Source organism: Pacificimonas aurantium, from assembly GCF_020092905.1.
Lineage (GTDB): Bacteria > Pseudomonadota > Alphaproteobacteria > Sphingomonadales > Sphingomonadaceae > Pacificimonas > Pacificimonas aurantium.
Genome location: NZ_JAGSGB010000002.1, coordinates 466,090 through 486,046, shown reverse-complemented (window position 1 = coordinate 486,046; position 19,957 = coordinate 466,090). Strand labels below are relative to the sequence as shown.

Below are 19,957 nucleotides of genomic sequence, written 5' to 3'. Positions count from 1 at the left end.
AAAGAGGTTTAGTCCGCATCGTCAAACCGAATTGTCGACCGGCGTGGTTTTCGAGCCCGTTGTGGAATTGGCACAGCCTGCATCTATCAGATCTGTATCCAATCACCGCTTTAGGGATCAGGCGTTCATAGCCCTAATGAGCAAGGTTGGGGCGCCTAGCTGCCGGTCCACATTGCGCCCCCATCCCTCTCATTCGGCGACCTGATCGACGGACCTGAAAGCGAGCATGGGATTAGCGGCTCGATCTGGCCGCGATGTCGTCCGATAGAGACTACCGGAGTCGGGATTAGAATAAGTTGAGCAGACATCCGTTCAGGCAGCCACATTCGCGACCGCTATCAATATCCACTTGGTCGTTTTCCAGCAGGGCCTGCGCGCGCACAGCATAGCAGGCGCCATCCGCAGCCGCGAGACTGCTCGGCCCCTCATGCGATCTCGCAAACAGCGTGCTGCCGGCGGAGAAGCCGATCCGGCTGGTTGGGGTAACGGTGTCGAATTTCGAGAATGTGGCGAGCGAGGCAAGTGAGGCGGCGCTTCTGCTACTGGCCTTAGCCGCTGGCTAAGTGATCGGGGAAATACAATTCGTGGGCATGCTGGCCCGCGGCTTCGATCACCTCGTCGATAAACGCGAGAATCCGGCTGATGAAGACATCCGACATATACCAGACCCAAGGTTTGCCACCGGACACTGCACTGATGAACCAGGATGTATCCCAGTTGCGGATGCGGTCGGCAAACTTCTCGCGTCGCTCGGGCGGCCATTCGAAACCGTTGTGCAGCATGCCGTTACGGTATTCGAACAGAGCTTCGAGCACCTTGCGGGTGTCGGCAGGCAGGCGCGACGTCAGTTTCGCAGCTTCGGCGAGTTGGACGATGCCGTCAACGAGACTAGTCTTCACCTCTCTGGAAGTGAAGCTAAAGTGAGGGTTCCAGAAGTGTGCGCGTGAGAGTTTCGACCGTTTGGAATCCTTATCGCTGCCAAGATAATCGCCCTCTTCCTCGCCGATGCCGCGGAAGATACCCGTGAACAAGTTTTCCACGAATGGAGCGAGCATCCCAACGGCAGCGGCGCTGCGGGCTGCATCGCTGTAGACCGAAGCGTGTACGGTGAGGGTGTACATGCCGACAAGTTGGTCATCGCCGATCTCCTCCGCGCGGCGGGCAAGGGCTTTGATCCGGGTCGCTTCCTTATCCTCGTCCTCCCGTGATCGGTCGAGGAATCCTTGGATCGCAATCAGCTGGGCTTCGAGATCATAGTCATCGAAGAAGAAGTGGGCGTAATCGCTGTTCTGCAGTTTCATCCGTCTGCTCTTTGAATGCCAATATTCGTTGGTATGTCGATTTCGACATGCCATGATCGGCACGGTAATTCGAGCGTAACGCACACGACTGCCGCTACCTTCTTAAGGTCGCGAAATCCCTGCCTTCTGCCTGTCGCCTACTTCGCCCCGATCCGGGCACCCTCGTGAAGGGCGGACGGCGCGGCAGCGTGCGCGCGAGTCTGGGGCCCAGCCGCCGACCTGCGCACCGTCAGAAACGAGAGTGTCGCGCTGCTGAGCAGAAGCGCGCGAACCTTGGCGGCTTCATCGAAGCGGCTAGAGTGCGCTCCGCTTACCCCCCCCACGCCAGCGTTAATTCCGCTGTCGACGCGAACACATCGTTTATGCCACCTATAAGGGGGAAACCGGGAGGACTGCCGCAAAATGCTCTGCGAATTTGCCAACCGTTTCCCAAAAGATCTTGCGATACTGCTCGAACGTGACCGGCATCTTACCCGCAACTTCCGTGAGGAGACCGCGACCGATCTGCTGATGATGGGCCTTGTATCGCTGCAGCCATTCGGCGTCCGTGTGAATTTTCCGGATGAAACAGCAACCGGGGCGGATATGGACTGGATCTATGCGGCGCCGCATGAGGTCGGCGGCGGCAGCTATCTGCGTCTGATGATTCAGGCAAAGCGTTCCAAGGAAGCGACGCTGAAGGACGGATCCACTTATTGGTTTTACGATCATCTCGACCACGGCACGCCTAAAGGCAGTCAGGCGCAGACTCTAGTCAGCCACGCCGCAACAAAACCGGACAGCATGGATACGCTGCCGCTCTACATGTTCTATCATCCGGAAACGGCACTGGCTCCAGCGTCCGGCGCATTGCCGGCAGTTGAAGGCGTCAATGTCCGCCTCGCACGCGACATTGTCGCAACTGTCACCGGGGGTTGTACGCGAAAAGAAAAGAAGGTCAGCCACTGGCGCGCCGGGTTCATGACCCTCTCCGACCTGCTGTGCTGGCCCGTCCTTCCTCTGCCTGCCCCGCCGCCGCCGGCGGCGGCACCGGGCACCGAGTTTCTGCGGGCAACTGGTCTTCATCCGCTGCTCTATCCGGGGCTGGCGTTTCATCCGGCGCTCGTCGCCGAACGGATCAACGCGATCCGCGGAGAGGCAGCACGCACCGCCGATCCAGATTTCGTGGTCGCGCCAGCAGAGGGTCTGCCCGCCGAAATCCGCCGGGCTATCGCCGGCGAGGTAACTGCTGAGGACCGTGCGGCGCTTGATCGGCCACGGGTTGTGTTCAGCACCCCACTGACACGGGAGGACCCGCACTTCGAGCAGGCGCGCGCAGCCATCAGCCGGCGACGCGGCTGGCCGGCGGATAACTGACCGAGGCAAAGCCTATTTGCGCCTAGTGGCGCCTGCGCCGGCACTTCAGCCCGCCTAGCGCGCGCGACTACTCGTGTCCCACCGACGTGGACCGACCCATCGGGATGTCGCAGGATCCGGATTACCCGCCGCCTGCCGGCTTACTGTCAGGAGCGTAGTCGAAGTCCTTTAGCCGGCGCCGCGCGATCTTTGCCTCCTCGTCTGAAAACAGTTCGCGCCATGGCGGCTGGAGGATCAGGGCTTCGACGGACCGATCGAGGCGGCCATGCTCCCACAGCGTCTCAAATCCGCTCGTTGCCGAACCACGAATCAGACGGCGTGCCGTCTCGACCCCGCCGTGTTCGGCAAGCATTTGAAGGAACTTGGTCGGCCGGTATCCGAATGTCGTCGCCTCATGATAATTTTGCTGCATCGCGCGGTCGAATGCGCGGGCGCGCGATGGACCGGCCTGCTCACCGATCAGCGCCATGGCATCGGCAAAATTGACGATCGCGTTCCCGTCACCGTCCCCGTGTTTCGCCACAGCAGCCGCCGCGATTGCAGCTAACGCAGCCTACTCCTGCTCTGAAACCGGGAACTGACCGAGTGCCTGCAAGGCAAACCATTTCACGGGCAGCACCAGCCGCAGCCGTTCGCGACCGCCGCCAGGCACGGCTTTCCAAGTTCCGGAATAGGTCGGACTTTTGCCGCTAACTTCGAAATCGATCAGCAGATCGCCCGGGGCGATATGCTCATTCCACCCGTCATAAGCGCCGACCTCGGAAACGAGGCGCCCATCCGCGATTTCACCGTTGACCCAGGCCTGATCCTCGGGGGACAGGTCTTCACGCCAGTAGGCCACCTTGACGCGCTTCCATATCGGGTGCCGGGGGGCTGTCCGCCATGCCTCGAACAGTGACGAGGCCAAGCGCCGCCCGGTCGGGGCCTGCCGCGTCCTAGCTTTCCAGATCAGCGCCGCCCGATCGAGGTCGTCGGGGCCAACAGGATACCCACCGGTGAACAGGTCGGTGAACCGGCGGTCGATATCGGCTAGGACCTGCGGATCGGCGATGCTGATATTGGCTTCGTGCCAGCCGGTCGCCGCAGCGGACTCAAGGGCAAGGCCGTTGGCCGAGGCGTTCGAGGAACCGAGTACAGCGCCTCCAGCTGTCCAATAGAACTTAGCGTGAAGTGCCGGGTGCGATCGCAGTTCAATGTCGGGGAGATTGAGAAGCCGTCGCAGTTCGGCCGGATCGCATGCGCCGGAATCAAGGTTGCAGAGAATTTCAAGCGATAGCCCCGGACGACCCAGACCAAGCCGGCTAATCGCGCCCTCGCCCCAGAAAGCAACCGCAATACGGGCGTGATCGGCTCCCGCAAGAAGGGCACGGATCGCGTCAAGCGCGGTAGTCTCATCGAGAAGCTTCATCACATGGACTTGCACAGTCCGACAGATGTCCGTCAACGTGCTCGCTTACAGCCCGCATACTACCGCCCTTCTCTATGCGCGCTGGCGCGGCCTGCTACCGCACTCACGGTCCTCTGCAGAAGATGAGGGTGCAATCGTCAGCGGTATCCTCAGTTCGCGTTCGTTCCGCTCTTACGCGGGCACACTCGCGCATTGGCAGAAGAGATGCCTGACGAAATCGAACTCCCAAGTTTCAAGTTCGGGGGCTTCGAACGCCAGCAACCTTCGCGCGTTACAAAGCAGATCAGCCGCATAGGCGTTCAGTCCAGCGCCTTCGAACCTTCGCGCCATTTCCTTTGAGCCAGTGAACGTGGCGTGAAGGACGAGAGTGCCCAGTGGGGAGCGCAGTACGTTGGGTGCTGCGCACGGCGTCGGACGCGCCGCGCTCCCATGCGAAACTTCACAGCCCGTGCGTGGTTCGAACAAACTCGGCGCGCTGATGATGAAAAACCGCTTGATAGCTCCCGGAAGCGGCTCTCGCGCTCTGAATCAGCCGTTCGCGATCAATAAAGAAGAGGTCAACCTTCTCGACCTCTTCGCTCAGGCGGAATAGCGAGGCGAAGCCGTAGCGATCTGCCACGGACCGAGGCGTGACCCGTGATCTGGTCATTTACCCTGGTCGAAACTCCAGAACTGTCGGCACGGCCTTTGAAATCGTGCCGAAAGCTATGAAAAACGTATCTGAGATCGTCGGTGACAGCTCGATCGATATACCGATTGACGCGACGTGATAGCTCCTTCGTAAAGCTGCCGTTCTTGTCGGCCTTTACGTCGAACAAGTACGTCTCACCTGCTTGCCGGCGCCGTTCGACGTACTCCATGAGTCCAAGATCGATAAGAAGCGAGTGGAAAACAAACGGGCGGGCTGATGAGTCGTTCTTCGTGAATCGCAAAACCTGCGTGCCGTGCACCGTTCGACCCTTGTATTTTCCTGCAGGCGCGGTGACCGATTCGATGTCCGCCAGCAAAATCTGGCCAATTTCATTCAAGCGCGGACCGAGAGTCACGCCGGGGACGAAGAACCAGTATAGCTCATCCTGGAAAATGAACTCGCCCGGCTTGGTAAGATCTAAGTCGCGCTTTCCGTTGCAGCCGGTGAATAAGGGCGACGCGAACAGCTTAACCATCATCGAGTCGGTAAGGGGATATATCGTTCGCTTACTGTCCCTTCTATAGCCCGCGATATCTACGTCCGCGAAGACATTTGTTTCTATCCACTCCTCGCGTTCGGCTTGTCCGAAAATCGCGGCGAGAAGTTGGAAATCCTTCTTTACCGTCTTTGGCGAAGGCATTCGGTAGTTGGGGTCTGCAGCCTTGGCAGCAGATATAATCGCTGAGGCTCCTTCGGACACAAGCCTCTCGAGCTTGGTATACGCTGGAAGCTCCTGAACCGCGTCACGGAACTCCCGCACTACAGACTTCGTGATTGTGGTAATGCCGACATCGCCTATGATCGCCTTTAGCCTTTCCACGGCCCGCTTTGCTTCTCCTAGAGTCTTCTGGGACGGCTGCGCATACCGCTTCCAAAGTTCAAATGCGTCCGAGATAGTGTGATCTCGCTTGGAAATGATCCTCTTGGTTTCCGGACGGCTTACAGATGCTGGGGCCCTCTCTTGTTCAGACACGCATAGCTGCTCTGAGGGCCAAGCAATCTCACCCGGTCTCGTATTCAAGATCACCTGGGGGTACGGGTGCAGCGACTCAATTGCGAACTCGCTCCAGGTTGGGTCGCGGTGGAAGACCAGGGCCTCGGCCCATGCACGGCACACCATCAGGTAGAATGGCCAGCTACGTTTGCCCTCAAAGCCTGCGAGCACCATGCCAGCCTCGCCAAGAAGCGGATCGTAAACACCGGCCTTCAGAAGCCGGTCAGGATACGAAATCAGTGATAAGCCGCGGTTGTATTTCGAGCTTTCGAGGGCTGGGGCGAGCCTAAGCTTATCTAACTCTTTAGGTTCATCGATGAGGTGACTGAGGTGACTTAAATCATCCCTATGCTCGAGCTCTTCTAGCTCAAACAGCACCATGCAGGTGCTTCGGTCGAGTAAGCTTTTCGAGTTTGGTAGAGCGGAAAGAAGCCGGGCGGCGCACATGCGGATGCCTAGAAGAAGGACATCTTCCCGGAAGAGGTTCTTGGCCTCGCTGCGGTCAAGGAACGCAGTAACGAGGCGGCGGGCTTCAGCTAGCGTTTCTCCGTTGAGCTCCTGTTCCGCTTTCGCGAACCAGGCAAGAACGCTGGCCTCCTTGCGGTGCCAGCGCTCTTCAGCCTCTTGCCAAGATGGCGTACCGAGTGACTCTACAATCTCCCGCTTGCCGATGATGGGCCGAAGCTGCTCAGGTACGACCTTCCGATAGTAGAGGTTCTGGGATTTTTTACGACGCTGAGGGCCCGACATTCGTCTTCTCACTTTGTACCACCTTTTTGTACCAGTCGGCGGTTAACAAAGTGCGGAATCCCGTCGGTCCGAGGGGAATTGGACCGCATTTTGGGAAATGGTGACCCCTACGGGACTCGAACCCGTGTTTTCGCCGTGAGAGGGCGACGTCCTGGACCGCTAGACGAAGGGGCCGCTCGCGCGGGAAGCGCGGCTTGAAGACGGGCGACCTATGAAGGCCGCCCGCGCTTGTCAATATGGCGGGCCGCAAGAATCCGCGCGGACCCCGGATCGCCGCCGAAAAGGGTGGTCAGGCCGCGGCAGCGGCGCGCTCGTCCTTCTCGAGCTCCGTCCGGATATTCTCTGCCAGCAGGAAGGCCAGCTCGATCGACTGGCTGGCGTTCAGCCTGGGGTCGCAATGGGTGTGATAGCGGTCGGCCAGCGTTTCGTCGGTGATCGCCGCCGCCCCGCCGGTACACTCCGTCACGTTCTGGCCGGTCATCTCGCAGTGGATGCCGCCTGCATGCGTTCCCTCGGCGCGGTGCACGGCGAAGAAGGACGATACCTCGGAGAGGATCCGCTCGAAGGGCCGCGTCTTGAAGCCGGAGCCCGACTTGATCGTGTTGCCGTGCATCGGATCGCAGGACCAGACGACGCTGCGCCCTTCCGCCTTCACGCGGCGGACGAGTTTCGACAGGCCCTCCTCGACCTTGTCATGCCCGAACCGGCTGATCAGCGTCAGGCGTCCGGGGTCGTTGTCGGGGTTCAGCGTATCGATCAGGCGGATCAGGTCGTCCGGCTCGAGGCTCGGGCCACATTTCATCGCCACGGGATTTCCCACGCCGCGCAGGAACTCGACATGGGCCGAGCCGGAGAAGCGCGTACGGTCGCCGATCCACAGCAGATGTGCGGATGTGTCGTACCATTTGCCGGTCAGCGAATCCTGGCGCGTCATCGCCTGTTCGTAGCCGAGCAGCAGCGCCTCGTGGCTGGTGTAGAAATCGGTGCCGTGCAGCTGCGGCACGCTGTCGGGATCGACGCCGCAGGCCGCCATGAAGTCCAGCGCGTCACCGATGCGCGATGCGACTTCCCGGTACTTCTCGCCTGCCGACTGTCCGACGAAGTCGAGATTCCACCGGTGAACCTGATGCAGATTCGCATAGCCGCCCTGGGCGAGTGCGCGCAGCAGGTTCAGCGTCGCTGCCGCCTGCATATAGGCACGCAGCATGCGCTCGGGATTGGGTTTGCGGCCGCCTTCCTCGAACGTGATGTCGTTGACGATATCGCCGCGATAGGAGGGCAGGGACTGGCCGCCCTGTTCTTCCATGTCGGCCGACCGGGGCTTTGCGAACTGGCCTGCCATGCGGCCGACCTTCACCACCGGCATCTTGGAGCCGAAGGTAAGGATGACCGCCATCTGCAGCAGCACCCGGAACGTGTCGCGGATGTTGTTCGGATGAAACTCCGCAAAGCTCTCCGCGCAGTCGCCGCCCTGCAGCAGGAAGGCCTTGCCGCCGGCCACCTCGGCCAGGTCTTCGCGGAGCTGACGTGCCTCGCCCGCGAACACGAGCGGGGGATAGGTGCCCAGCAATTGCTCGGCCTCCGCCAGAGCTGCGGTGTCGGGATAGGACGGCAGCTGCCGCGCTTCGAAATTGCGCCAGCTGCCCGGTTGCCAGTTACTCACTTCGGTCATCCTTCAATCTTGGCGAAGCGCCGCCCGGCGCGCAACAAACCATTCGTCTTACATGCCCAAGCTATAGCATTCGGACGGTTTCGGCGGGTCAGCGCATCAGGACCAGTTCTTCCGCCATGGTGGGGTGGATCGCGACCGTGGCATCGACCTGTTCCTTCGTAAGGCCGGCCTTCACCGCAATCGCGAGCGCCTGCATGATTTCGGGTGCGTCGGGGCCGATCATGTGTGCGCCCACCAGCTTGCGCGTCGCAGAATCGACCACCAGCTTGTAGAGCGACCGCTCGTTCCGGTTCGCGAGCACGTTCTTCATTGCGCGGAAATCGGACGTGTAGATCTCAACCCCGCCCAGCGTGTCGCGCGCCTCGGCTTCCGTCATGCCAACCTGGGCGATGGGCGGGTGGCTGAAGACGGCCGACGGGATGCAGTCATAGTCTACCGTCCAGGGATTGCCTCCGAACAATGTGTCCGCGAGGGCGTGCCCTTCTCGGATCGCGACCGGCGTCAGCTGTACCCGGTCGGTGACGTCGCCAACGGCGAAGATGTTGTCGACGCTGGTCCGCGACGCGTCATCGACACGGATCGCGCCCTTGTCGGTCAGGTCGACGCCGACATCTTCCAGATTGAGGCCGTCGGTATTCGGCGGACGGCCGATGGCGGCAAGCAGCAAGTCGGCTTCGAGCGTCTCGCCGCCCTCCGTCGTCACGCGGACGCCGCCGTCCTCGCGCTTTTCGACCTTTGCGAAGGGCGCGTTGTAGACGAACTCGATACCCTTGATCGTCGCGATGTGCATCATCCGCTCGACGACCGAATGGTCATAGGCGCGCAGCAGCTTGTCGGACCGGTTCACGACCGTGACCTTGCTGCCCAGTTCGTTGAAGATGCCGGCAAATTCATTGGCGATGTAGCCGCCGCCGGCGATCAGGATGCTGTCGGGCAGCTTTTCGAGGTGGAAGACCTCGTTGGAGGTGATCGCATGTTCCTGTCCCTCGCAGGGGAAACGGCCTGGACGCGCACCTGTGGCGATGCAGATCTTGTCTGCGGTGATCGTACGGTCGCCGACCTTCAATGTATGCGCGTCCTGAAAGACCGCGCGGTCATGGAAGACGTCAACCTTGTGGCTCTCGAGTGTGGAGGTATAGGCCCCTTCGATCCGGTCGACCTCCTCCAGCACATTCTTGCGCAGGGTTTGCCAGTCGAAGGACTTGTCGTTGACCGTCCAGCCGAAACGTTCGGCATCGACCAGGTCCTCGGCGAAATGTGCCCCGTAGATCAGCAGTTTCTTCGGAACGCAGCCGCGAATGACGCAGGTACCCCCGACGCGGTACTCCTCTGCCAGGCCGACCTTGGCGCCGTGCCCGGCCGCAATGCGTGCGGTCCGAACGCCGCCCGAGCCACCGCCGATGACGAAATAATCATAATCATAGTCAGACACGTATGCAGACCTTCTCTCTTCGAACTTTGCAGAGGGGGTTGGGGCGCCTCACCGTCTCCGGCACCGATATGCAAGGCGTTCTTGCCTTTCGATATGGGTTTGGCCTAACGCCGGGCCAGGGAAAGGTGAATTCGCATGACCACTCGCCGCGTTCTGGTGGCCGAAGACAACGCCCTCGTAATGATGTCCCTTGAGGCACTCATCGAGGATATGGAGTGGACGCTGGTCGGACCGGCGGAGACACTTGCCGATGCCGAAAGCCTCGCCGGCGATTGCGAGGCGGACATTGCCCTGCTCGACGTAAACCTGAACGGCGAGCGCAGTATCGGCGTTGCCGAAACGCTGGCCGGTCGCGGGATTCCGGTCATCTTCGCCACCGGCTACGGGGATGCGCTCGACCTCCCTCCGGCCCTCGAAGGGTCCCCCGTAGTGACGAAGCCGTTCCGCCTCGACGAGCTGGAAAGTCTGCTTCGCGAGCGTTGCGGGCGCTCCTAGCGCCCCCCGGTAGATATCGGGAGTGCCGGTAGGCCGGCAATCCGGGAACATTCTGCATCAGCCAGCCGTGTAAGCTGCGATTCGCCAGGTCATTAAAAGAACCTTGCGCGATGCCGCGCCACCTTGGTTCTTCGGTCAGCCAGTCTGAAACGGGCGCAAGAAGCGGTCATGAGTACTTTAGGTATGGCTGTATTTTACTGATCAATTAAACTGGTTTGGGGAAAATAGTCTTTAGATCGGAGTCAAAAGACTATTTTCTGAATGCCTTTTTAAAGACGTTTCTAGTCTCACTCCTGAAGCAATATGCTTTAGGTCAAAACTAACTCATATCAGAGCGAATTTTTTAATGGTCGGTCGTCTTGGGTACGGGAATCCACCTATAGAATGAGTTCATACACTCACAGGCGCCGGTTCGCCCGGTGAGTGCCGGATAGGCAGAGGGGTCTTGTCTATTCGATAGCGAGAATATTCGTATCATGAACTTGCGTAATTATGGGCCGATATAGCGACATGACTTCAAAAGCTGACAAGGTCTTCATTGATGAAGACCCATCTGGTCTCTCGGCGATATCCAAGAACCACCGGAAAACGGAAGGCGCTTCTGTACTGTCCAACATGAGCATTTCTCGGCGCTTGCTACTTATTAGTGTCTTCCCTGCTCTGGCGGCGCTCTTCCTGATTGCAGGCGATGTGTCTTCGCTGTTCGACCAGAGGGCGCAGGCAGTGCGGTTAGCCGGCGCTGCCCACATCGCGGCGGGGGTCAGCGACCTTGTGCATGAACTTCAGCGCGAGCGAGGGCTTTCGGCAGGCTATACCGGCAGCGGCGGCGCGAAATTCGCCGAAGAGCTTCCCCGTCAGCGTGCTGCAACCGACGCGAGTCTTGCCGCACTGGAAACGGAACTCGCCGACTATGAGGCCAGCGCGGTTTCGGAAGAGGCGGCGGAACATGTGCTCGACCTGCAGAACGGTGTCCGCGCGCTTTCGACGATGCGCGGCCGGATCGATGACATGGCGCTCACCGTGCCTGAGCTTGCCGGTGCATATACCGGTCTCGTGAATGACGGGCTTCGCAGCATCGAAACGCTTCTGGAAGTTGGGTCCGACGAAGCGCAGAGCCGCGAAGCTGATGCATATCTCGCCGTTATCCATGCGAAAGAGGATGCCGGACTTGAGCGCGCCATGGGGGCGACGGGCTTCGGCGCCGGTGCGTTTCCCGCGCCGATCTACCGCAAGTTCGTCAGCCTGATCGCACTTCAGGACGATGAATTTCGCCGCTTTGGTCTCGCCGCCACTGCGGAACAGATTGCGGAGTTGGAGCGCGTGCTTGCCAGCCCGGCTTCGCAGACCGTGCAGCAATTCAGGGATGGGGCGCATCGTAGCGCGCTGGAGGGCGAGCCCTTGAATGTCGACGCCGCGCGGTGGTGGACGGCGATCACAAAAAAGATCGACGACCTCAAGACGATCGATAGCTCGATTGGCGAGCATATGGTCGCCGTAGCCGACGCGCAGAAGCGCTCTGCCGACCTGCAATTGCTCTTGAACGCGCTTGCTATTCTTCTCGTCGGAGGAGTTCTGGCTACGCTCGTCTTCCTGATTGGTCGTAGTATCGTCGTGCCGCTGCGTCAGATCGGAGACGCGACCGACAGCATTGCTCGGGGGCAGTTGGATGATGCACTTCCTCTCCCCGCCGGCCGCAACGAACTGGTCGATCTGGGCCAGAGTGTCGATGCCCTGCGCAGCCAGTTGAAGGCGGCCGAGGAGGCCAAGGCAGAACAGACGCGCCTGATTTGCGATAGCATCGGAACGGGTCTTGATGCGCTCGCAAAGGGCGACCTGACGCACCGGGTCGAGGCCGATCTCATCGGGCCCTTTGCGGGCTTGAAGCAGAATTTCAATCAGGCGGTCGATGGCCTCCACGACCTGATGGGATCGATCGTCCGCACCGCGGTCGAGATTCGGGCGAGCTCGAGCGAAATCTCGCAGGCCTCGGAAGATTTGGCGCGGAGAACCGAGAGCAACGCCGCAAGCCTCGAACAGACCGCGGCCACGCTTTGCGACGTGGAGGGGCGCCTTCAGTCCACGGCGTCCGCGGCTGGTGAAACCGTCCGGCAAGCCGATGAGGCGATGGCCAGGGTCGGCGACGGCCGTGCGATTGCCGCTGACGCGGTTCAGGCCATGAGCCGTGTGTCCGAAAGCGCGGAGGGTATCGACACGGTCATCGAGGGTCTCGACAAGATCGCGTTCCAGACCCGCGTGCTGGCCATGAACGCCGCGGTAGAGGCTGGCCGGGCCGGCGAGGCCGGTCGCGGATTCGCGGTCGTCGCCGATCTGGTCTCTTCGCTTGCGATGCGCGCCGAGGAGGAAGCGAAAAACGCGCGTAGTCAGCTCACCGTGACTCAGACCGAAGTCGGGCTGGCCGTGGAATCGGTCGAGCGCGTCGATGGAGCTCTCGACACCATCCACGACGGAGTGAACAAGGTAAACGAGCTATTGGGGCGGATGGCCGAGGACAATCAGGCCCAGTCGTCGTCGCTCTCGGAAATCAGTTCTGCGGTCAATACGATGGACAAGTCCACGCAGCAGAATGCCGCGATGGTCGAGGAAACTTCGGCGGCCGCCAGGAATCTCGATACCGAGATCGATGCGCTGGTCGGGCATACCGAACGGTTCAAGACAAGCGTTTCGTCCGAGCGCGATACTGCATCGCGCCCGGCAGGGGGCAGGCTTTCGGGGCCGGACGGTTGGGCGCCCCCGATGGCCGGCACGGTGCGGGAACCGGTCGCCGCGTAGGCGCGAGCCTGTACCGCGAACAGCTTGGGGCGGCCCGGAAATCTCCGGCGCCGCCCTTCGGCGATCCGCTACTCGACCGTGACGGACTTGGCGAGATTGCGCGGCTGGTCGACGTCCGTGCCCTTTGCCACGGCGACATGGTAGGCCAGCAGTTGCACCGGAATCGCATAGACGAGCGGCGCGATCAGCGGGTGCACCTTCGGCATGCGGATATATTCGACGACGTCGTCGCCGGCTTCCGCGATGCCCTCGTCGTCCGAGATCAGCACAACCTGCGCACCGCGGGCCTGGGCCTCCTGCATGTTGGACACGGTCTTCTCGAACAGGGGTCCCGAGGGGGCCATGACGATCAGCGGGACGGTCTCGTCGATCAGCGCGATCGGCCCGTGCTTCATCTCGCCCGACGCATAGCCCTCGGCATGGATATAGCTGATTTCCTTCAGCTTCAGGGCGCCTTCCAGTGCCATGGGATAGTCGGGGCCGCGGCCCAGATAGAGGACGTCGCGCGCTTTCGACACGAACTGGGCCACCGCCTCGATCTTGCCGTCTCGGTCCAGCGCCTCGGTCATGAACTGCGGTACTTCCTGCAGATGCTTGACGATATCGCGCTCTTCGTCCGCGGGCAGGCGGCCTTTCGCGCGGGCGAGGTTGGTGGCGAAGGCCGCCATAACCGCCAGCTGGCAGGTGAATGCCTTGGTCGAGGCGACGCCGATCTCGGGACCCGCATGGGTCGACATCAGGAGGTCGGCTTCCCGCGCCATCGTCGATGTAGGCACGTTGATGATGCCCGCCGTCGTCAGACCTGCCTCTGCGCAGTGGCGCATGGCGGCGAGCGTGTCCGCCGTCTCTCCGGACTGCGAAATGAACAGCGCCAGCTGGCCCTCCTCCATCACCGGGTCGCGGTAGCGATATTCGGAGGCGACATCGACTTCGACCGGAACGCGCGCGAACTGCTCGATCCAGTATTTGCCGATCATGCCGACATAGTAGGAGGTGCCGCAGGCCACGATTGAGACGCGCTTCACACCGGCCAGGTCGAAGTCCATGTCCGGCAGCGCGACCTGCTCTTCCAGCGGGCGCACATAGGATTGCAGCGTCTGGGCGACGACGGTGGGCTGTTCGAAAATTTCCTTCTGCATGAAGTGGCGATACTCGCCCTTCTCGACTGCCGCGGCGCTCGCTCCCGAGGTCACGACTTCGCGGTTCGCCCGCTGATTGTCGGCGTCGTAGATCGTCGCCCCGTCGCGCGTGACGACGCACCAGTCGCCTTCCTTCAGATAGCAGATGCGCTGGGTCAGCCCGGCAAGCGCCAGAGCGTCGGAGCCGAGATAGGTCTCCCCCTCGTCGGTGAAGCCGACGACAAGGGGCGAGCCCTTGCGTGCGCCGATCATCATGTCCGGCCGGTCGGCGAACAGGATGGCGAGCGCGAAGGCGCCGCGCAGGCGCGGCAGGACGGTCTTCAGCGCATCTTCGGGGCTGGCGCCGCCCTCGACCTCGCGGCTGATCAGGTGGCAGACGACTTCGGAGTCGGTGTCGCTTTCCAGCGTCCGGCCGTCCCGGACCAGTTCCTCGCGCAGAGCCTTGAAATTCTCGATGATGCCGTTGTGCACCAGCGCGACATGCTTCGTTGCGTGCGGGTGGGCATTGTCCTCGGTCGGCGCCCCATGCGTCGCCCAGCGCGTATGGGCGATGCCGATATGGCCGCCCAGCGGCTCCTTCGTCAGCTTTTCGCGCAGATTGTGCAGCTTGCCCTTCGCCCGGCGGCGCTCCATCCCGCCGCCGGTAAGCGTGCAGATGCCGGCAGAGTCGTAGCCGCGATATTCCAGCCGCTTCAGCCCGTCATACAGCTCGTCGGCAACGTCGCGCTCCGCGATAATTCCGATGATTCCGCACATGTCTACGCGATCTCCTTAAAGCTGATACGGCACCGGAACGCCGGGCGCGTCCTCGGGAAAGTCGAAACTGGTCTTGGCCACGAGCGCATCTCCCATGTCAACGCGACCGCGACTTCTTCTCCTGCATGGCCTTGCGGAATCGCGCCGCCCAGCCGGACTTGCTCGCCTGCGCGGCCCTCTCCAGCCTCAGGTCGCCTGCTTCGACATCCTCCGTCACCGTGGAGCCCGCACCGACAATCGCCCCATCGCCGATGCGCACGGGGGCCACCAGCGCGGAATTCGAGCCGATGAAGGCCTCCGCGCCGATCTCCGTCTTGTATTTGAAGTAGCCGTCATAATTGCAGGTGATCGTTCCCGCGCCGATATTCGCCCTGGGCCCGACTTCGGCATCGCCCAGATAGGTCAGGTGATTAGCTTTCGCGCCTTCGCCCAGCACGGCCTTCTTCATTTCCACGAAATTGCCGATCTTCGCGCCGCGCTCCAGCTTCGCACCGGGCCGCAGCCGGGCATAGGGCCCGACTTCGCAGTCCGGTCCCACATGAGCGCCTTCCAGATGGCTGAAGGCGCGGATCGCCGCGCCGCGGTCGACGCGTACGCCGGGACCGAACACCACATGCGGTTCGACGACCACATCGGGCTCGATCCGGGTGTCGTAGGAAAAATACACCGTCTCTGGCGCGCGCAAGGACACGCCGGCCATCATCATATGCTCGCGCTGTTCCTCCTGCCACAGCGCCTCGGCGCGTGAGAGGTCGCGCCGGTCGTTCACGCCAGCAACCTCGGCCTCGGGGGCTTCGACCACCGCGCTGTCGCGGCCATCCGCGGCCGCCACAGTGACGACGTCGGGAAGATAATATTCGCCCTGAGCATTGTCATTGGAGATGCGCGAGAGAAGGTCGAACAGCTCCTCGCCCCGGGCCATCAGCGGGCCGGCATTGCACAGGTCGCAGGCGCGCTCTTCGGGGCTCGCATCCTTGAATTCGACCATCTTGCGGATGCGTCCGGCCTCGTCGGCGATCACGCGGCCGTAAGCCTTTGGATCGGCGGGCCGGAAGCCCAGCACCACGCTGGCCGGCCGGTCCTCTGCGGCCAGGCGCTGCTGCATCGTCTCGACCGTCGCGGCTTTCAGCAGCGGCACGTCGCCGAAGCAGACCAGCACGTCGCCAGTAAAATTCTTCAGCGTGTCGCGCGCCATCAGCGCCGCATGTGCGGTCCCCAGTTGTTCGGTCTGCTCGGCGAACAATACATCGTCGGATTCGGCCGCGGAGCGCACACTCTCGCCGCCTGCGCCGACAACGACGACGCTTTTCTTCAGGTCGAGCTTGCGCAGCTCGTCGATAAGTCCCAGCAGCATCGGCCGTCCGCCCACCGGATGCAGAACCTTGTGCAGCTCCGATTTCATGCGCGTGCCCTTGCCGGCGGCGAGGATGACCACCGCCAGAGATCGTGAACCCATATTCGCTATTCCTCCCTTTGGAACGCTGCAGAGGCGCCGCGTCCCCGTCCCGTTCTCGCCTCGCACCAGCGACGCTGCCTTGTGAATCGCCGACATCTCATAGAGGGAAGGCGTCATGCCCGAAACGCCCCGTCCCTCCGTCTGTTTCGATCTCGACGGTACGCTTGTCGATACGGCCCCGGATCTTGCCGCCGCCATGAACGCGGTGCTTGATCATTTCGGCCGCCCCCATGTCGAGACCGACCGGGTACGCGACATGGTCGGCCATGGCGCGCGTCGCACGATCGAGAAAGGCCTGGCCCTCACGGGAGGGGGCTCGGAGCGGATGCTCGACGAGGGCGTGCCGGTCTTCCTCGATCACTATGCCCGCAATATTTGCGTAGGGTCGCGGCCCTGGCCGGGGGTGGAAGCGGCTCTCGACGCGCTGGCGGAGGATGCGCTTCTTTCGGTCTGCACCAACAAGCCGGCGGCGCTGGCTCGCGATCTGATTCAAGCGCTTGGCTGGGCGCCCAGGTTTGCCGCCATTCTGGGGGCCGACTCGCTCGACGTGAAGAAACCTGACCCGCGTCACCTGACGGAGACCATTGTCGGCGCTGGCGGCGATCCTCGCCGCGCCGTCTATGTCGGCGACTCCAGCGTCGATTCCCGCGCCGCCGCGGCAGCGCGCATTCCGTTCATCCTCTTCCGGCCGGGATATCTCGATTGCCCTGCGGAAGAGCTCGAGACCGCCGCGGTCATCGACCGGTTCGACGAGTTGCGTCCCGCGCTTCACGTCGCCGCGCCCTCCATTTGGTCCACAAGTGGCGCACCAACATGAACGGCGGCATGCGCAGCCAGTGACCACGGGCGTATAGAATGAAATCCGCAACCGGCGTGCGCTGGCGGCCATAGCGGTCGCGGCCTTGGAGTTTCCTTTTCGCCAGTATGTCCACCGGGTCCGTTCGCTTCGACAGCGCGGCGGGAACCGGCGTGCCGTAGAGGGCCTGTGCCAGAAAGAGCGCGCGCCGCACGGGAAGCATGAGCCCCTGTGCGCGCGCCGTGTCCCTAAGGCTCTCGGCAAACGCCGCATCGGCACTGCTGAATGCGCGGAAAAGGCGGTCGATATCCCACAAGTTCCGGGCCCCGCCATGGAAATCCCCATCATAGGCGACGTGCAGGGCGGCATGGATCAGCATGTCTTCGGGCGACAAGATGAACAGCCCGCCGGGCAGACGCACCGCCCGATCGATCATGCCGGCGGCGTCGGGCGCCAGCCGTCCGGTCGGCGGCAGAACATTATGGTGCAGGTCGATGACATTGCCCCGCGATCTGTGCGCCAGCGGCGGCAGCTCGTGCATCCACTCGCGGTAATAGCTGTCGTCATATCCGCCGCTGGCCTTCACCGAAATCCACCCCGCCTCTCGCAGGGTGCGTTCCGCCTCGCCGATCCGGTCACGGGGCACGAGAATGTCGAGATCGCCTATCTCCCGTCCGGGAAGCGGTGACAGCCCGGCCATCAGGAACGCGCCGCCTTTCAGGAGGACGACCGGGAATCCGAGCGGAAGCAAGGTCTCTGCCATGCGGTCTATCTCGAAGCGAATCCGGTCCTGCCCGCGTTCCGCGTCGAGCCGCGCTTCCTCCAGGATCGCGGCTGCCCGCACGGGCAGGGCAAGGCCCTCCGCTCGTGTTCCCAGCGTGGCAAGCAGGCGTTCTGCCCGGCCGACGCGGATCAGTCCGTTCCAGTCCTTCGCGGTCAGGGCGAGAAGGCGTTCCGGTTCACGCAGAGCCTCGAACAGCAGCATGGAGGGGCCGGTCATGCCTGCTGCCAAAGCTCGTCGACCAGCTTCAGCGCGTCTTCGCTCGAGCCATAGCTGATGTCGTAGGCTGGTACGGTTTTCACCAGAGAGACCATCGCATCGAACCCCCGTTCGCCCAGGCGAAGCTGGTTGGTGGAGGCCGTCGACAGCCGCACATAGCATTCGGATTCCGTCATGCGGCGGACGGCGGGTTCCCGGCCCGCTTCGAAATGCGGGCAGATGACAAGCTTGGGTAGGGCGGGGCGGTCCATCTGTTCGATGGCGCGCTGGGGGGGAACCAGATGTCTCACATCGCCCTTTACCGTGTCGGTCAGCAACGGGCCGAAGCGATCCTCCGGCGCGCGCGATTCCATGACCGGAATGGACTCGTTCTTCAGGCTGATCGGCCTGGGATAAGGATGCAGCAGCGGACGCGTTTCCAGCGATAGGAGTGCAAGCTCGTCGCCCATGTGCCGCCACCTGGCCTGGTAACTGAGAAGCGCCGACAAGGTACTTTTGCCCGATCCGGACTCGCCGGTGATCAGGATCGCTTCGTCATCCTTGGCGGCCGATGCGGCATGGACGACGATATGGCGCAGATAGCCCAGCGCCATCTGCAGATTGATGGCCATTTCGAAGCCCAGAAGGCCCAGCCGCTTTTCAACGGGAACGATGTCGGCAAGCGAAAAATCGCCGCCGAACATTATTGAGGGGCGGAGAAAGCGGCGCCATGGGCTCACCGGCAGTCCGGTGACCGAAAAATCGAAAATCTCTCCATCGAGATTTTGCGGGTAGCGCCGGTAGAGCGCTTCCACCTCCGTCAACACCGAACGAAAGGGCGAGCGCAGCTCGAATATCGCCGGGCCGATCCGCAGGCGCACGCGTTTCATCTGCCTGTCAGGCGCGCTCGACGAGACCGAGCGCGCGCAGCTCCTCCAGCCGGGATTCGATCGACCCGGTCAGGCCGACATCTTCGGCCTCCACGATCTCGAACCGTTCCGTCAAGATACGGCCGATCTCTGCAGGCGACCCGCCGCGTTCGGGGAGGGCATCGAGGATCGCAGCCGTTTCCTCGGACAGGACGTGGGTCTCGCCCGACAGGCGCTGATGGGCCAGTGTCAGCCCGGCCAGGGGTTCGATCCTGACCTCGTCCGCCCTCAGGCGGTAGCGCATACCAGGCTCAGATGTGAAGATTGAGGTTGTTGGTCAGGCTGACGAGGCAGGTCAGGCCGGCACCCTCGATTTCGCGTGTGCCGACGCGGTACATATAGTTGAGATGGGCCTCATATTCGTCGCCGCTCACACCGGACGGCGTGCTCCAACCGGCTTCCGAGGAGTCCTTCAGTTCCTGCCCGGAATAGCTGCCCGCGCTTGGGCCTTCGTAGACGCGCCACCATTGTCCGGACCGGTAGGTGTACATCTGCTTTTTGTAGCCCGAGCCCGAGTAGTAAATGTCGCGCTGTTCGACCGGGTAGCCGTCCTCCGAAACATAGGAGGGCATCGGCACGGTGCACATCATCAGCGATACGGCTGCACCGCTGGTGCCGCCACCGCCGGAGCCACCGCCGCCCCAGCCCCCGCCGCCGCTGCCATAGGTTGCCATCGCCATGGAGGGGGACAGGGTTGCCACGGCGGGTACCGCGAGCGCGCCGAGTTTCAGGACCCGGCGGCGATTTGCCGTCTTCGCGTTTATAGCCTGCTGCTCGGCAGGCGCATCGCCACCGCGACGGCCCGGTTCGGCATCCTGTGCCGCGCCGTTTTCAGCCTTCTCGTTCATGCTCGCCTGCCAACCTTACTCAATTCTGCCGAAAATACGCAGTCCGCGCTTTGCCATGCAAGTAGCATACCATAGGCGGAAACTGTTGAAAACTGGTTCCTATTCTCTTCCGTCGATGCGTTTTCGTAAAAAACACCGACAGTTCGTCTTCGCCTCTCGAGGCTA

General features: G+C 62.1%; 16 protein-coding genes and 1 tRNA gene. 4 read left to right on the top strand and 13 right to left on the bottom strand.

From position 1 onward, the window contains the following. Positions 1-548: 548 nt before the first annotated feature. Positions 549-1,301 (bottom strand): hypothetical protein, encoded by a 753-nt coding sequence (locus tag KCN53_RS09145; RefSeq protein WP_088712647.1) that lies wholly within the window; start codon positions 1,299-1,301, stop codon positions 549-551. Between the two features lie 402 nt (positions 1,302-1,703). Here KCN53_RS09145 and KCN53_RS09140 point away from each other — a divergent pair, with 402 nt between their 5' ends. Continuing rightward, positions 1,704-2,657, top strand: a complete 954-nt coding sequence (locus KCN53_RS09140) for a DUF6615 family protein (protein ID WP_088712648.1) — start codon at positions 1,704-1,706, stop codon at positions 2,655-2,657. 121 nt (positions 2,658-2,778) lie between these two features. Here the strand turns inward: KCN53_RS09140 and KCN53_RS09135 are convergent, their stop codons facing one another. The 6 genes from KCN53_RS09135 to gorA all read right to left on the bottom strand — a co-directional run bounded on the left by KCN53_RS09135 (position 2,779) and on the right by gorA (position 9,604). Continuing rightward, entirely contained in the window at positions 2,779-3,180 is a 402-nt protein-coding gene (locus KCN53_RS09135; RefSeq protein ID WP_088712649.1) for a hypothetical protein, read from the bottom strand. A 30-nt stretch (positions 3,181-3,210) separates the two neighbouring features. Continuing rightward, complete coding sequence (locus tag KCN53_RS09130) at positions 3,211-4,065, bottom strand: phospholipase D family protein (RefSeq protein ID WP_088712650.1); 855 nt, start codon at positions 4,063-4,065, stop codon at positions 3,211-3,213. 557 nt (positions 4,066-4,622) lie between these two features. Continuing rightward, complete coding sequence (locus tag KCN53_RS09125; RefSeq protein ID WP_088712651.1) at positions 4,623-6,500, bottom strand: DUF6538 domain-containing protein; 1,878 nt, start codon at positions 6,498-6,500, stop codon at positions 4,623-4,625. A 98-nt stretch (positions 6,501-6,598) separates the two neighbouring features. Next, a tRNA-Glu gene (locus KCN53_RS09120) sits at positions 6,599-6,674 on the bottom strand. Positions 6,675-6,789: 115 nt separating this feature from the next. Next, positions 6,790-8,172: a class II 3-deoxy-7-phosphoheptulonate synthase gene (locus KCN53_RS09115; RefSeq protein ID WP_088712652.1), complete on the bottom strand. Its 1,383-nt coding sequence runs from the start codon at positions 8,170-8,172 to the stop codon at positions 6,790-6,792. Positions 8,173-8,260: 88 nt separating this feature from the next. Continuing rightward, the gene (gene gorA / locus KCN53_RS09110) at positions 8,261-9,604 is read right to left on the bottom strand and encodes a glutathione-disulfide reductase (RefSeq protein WP_088712653.1); all 1,344 of its coding nucleotides are present in this window, start codon (positions 9,602-9,604) and stop codon (positions 8,261-8,263) included. Positions 9,605-9,739: 135 nt separating this feature from the next. On the opposite strand from gorA, the gene KCN53_RS09105 reads away from it, so the two are divergent. After that, complete coding sequence (locus tag KCN53_RS09105) at positions 9,740-10,099, top strand: response regulator (RefSeq protein ID WP_088712654.1); 360 nt, start codon at positions 9,740-9,742, stop codon at positions 10,097-10,099. A 615-nt stretch (positions 10,100-10,714) separates the two neighbouring features. Further along, positions 10,715-12,889 carry a methyl-accepting chemotaxis protein gene (locus KCN53_RS09100; RefSeq protein WP_224199550.1) on the top strand — a complete coding sequence of 725 codons (2,175 nt, stop codon included), beginning with the start codon at positions 10,715-10,717 and terminating at the stop codon, positions 12,887-12,889. A 68-nt stretch (positions 12,890-12,957) separates the two neighbouring features. On the opposite strand, the gene glmS is transcribed toward KCN53_RS09100, so the two are convergent. Both glmS and glmU read right to left on the bottom strand, forming a co-directional pair. Further along, the gene (gene glmS, locus KCN53_RS09095; RefSeq protein ID WP_088712656.1) at positions 12,958-14,784 is read right to left on the bottom strand and encodes a glutamine--fructose-6-phosphate transaminase (isomerizing); all 1,827 of its coding nucleotides are present in this window, start codon (positions 14,782-14,784) and stop codon (positions 12,958-12,960) included. Positions 14,785-14,881: 97 nt separating this feature from the next. Then, positions 14,882-16,240, bottom strand: coding sequence for a bifunctional UDP-N-acetylglucosamine diphosphorylase/glucosamine-1-phosphate N-acetyltransferase GlmU (gene glmU / locus KCN53_RS09090; RefSeq protein ID WP_088713452.1), 1,359 nt, complete (start codon positions 16,238-16,240; stop codon positions 14,882-14,884). Positions 16,241-16,355: 115 nt separating this feature from the next. On the opposite strand from glmU, the gene KCN53_RS09085 reads away from it, so the two are divergent. Next, positions 16,356-17,057 (top strand): HAD hydrolase-like protein, encoded by a 702-nt coding sequence (locus KCN53_RS09085; protein ID WP_088712657.1) that lies wholly within the window; start codon positions 16,356-16,358, stop codon positions 17,055-17,057. On the opposite strand, the gene KCN53_RS09080 is transcribed toward KCN53_RS09085, so the two are convergent. Genes KCN53_RS09080 through KCN53_RS09065 form a run of 4 tightly spaced genes read right to left on the bottom strand, consistent with a single transcriptional unit; the run spans position 16,975 to position 19,792 of the window. Beyond that, on the bottom strand, positions 16,975-18,036 hold the full coding sequence (locus KCN53_RS09080; protein ID WP_088712658.1) for a nucleotidyltransferase domain-containing protein: 1,062 nt from the start codon (positions 18,034-18,036) through the stop codon (positions 16,975-16,977). The two genes, KCN53_RS09085 and KCN53_RS09080, sit on opposite strands and share 83 nt — an antisense overlap. Then, positions 18,033-18,905, bottom strand: a complete 873-nt coding sequence (locus tag KCN53_RS09075; protein WP_088712659.1) for an HprK-related kinase A — start codon at positions 18,903-18,905, stop codon at positions 18,033-18,035. The genes KCN53_RS09080 and KCN53_RS09075 overlap by 4 nt, the downstream gene beginning before the upstream one ends. A gap of 7 nt (positions 18,906-18,912) precedes the next feature. Next, the gene (locus tag KCN53_RS09070) at positions 18,913-19,188 is read right to left on the bottom strand and encodes an HPr-rel-A system PqqD family peptide chaperone (RefSeq protein ID WP_088712660.1); all 276 of its coding nucleotides are present in this window, start codon (positions 19,186-19,188) and stop codon (positions 18,913-18,915) included. A 7-nt stretch (positions 19,189-19,195) separates the two neighbouring features. Further along, positions 19,196-19,792: a hypothetical protein gene (locus KCN53_RS09065; protein WP_088712661.1), complete on the bottom strand. Its 597-nt coding sequence runs from the start codon at positions 19,790-19,792 to the stop codon at positions 19,196-19,198. Positions 19,793-19,957: the final 165 nt, after the last annotated feature.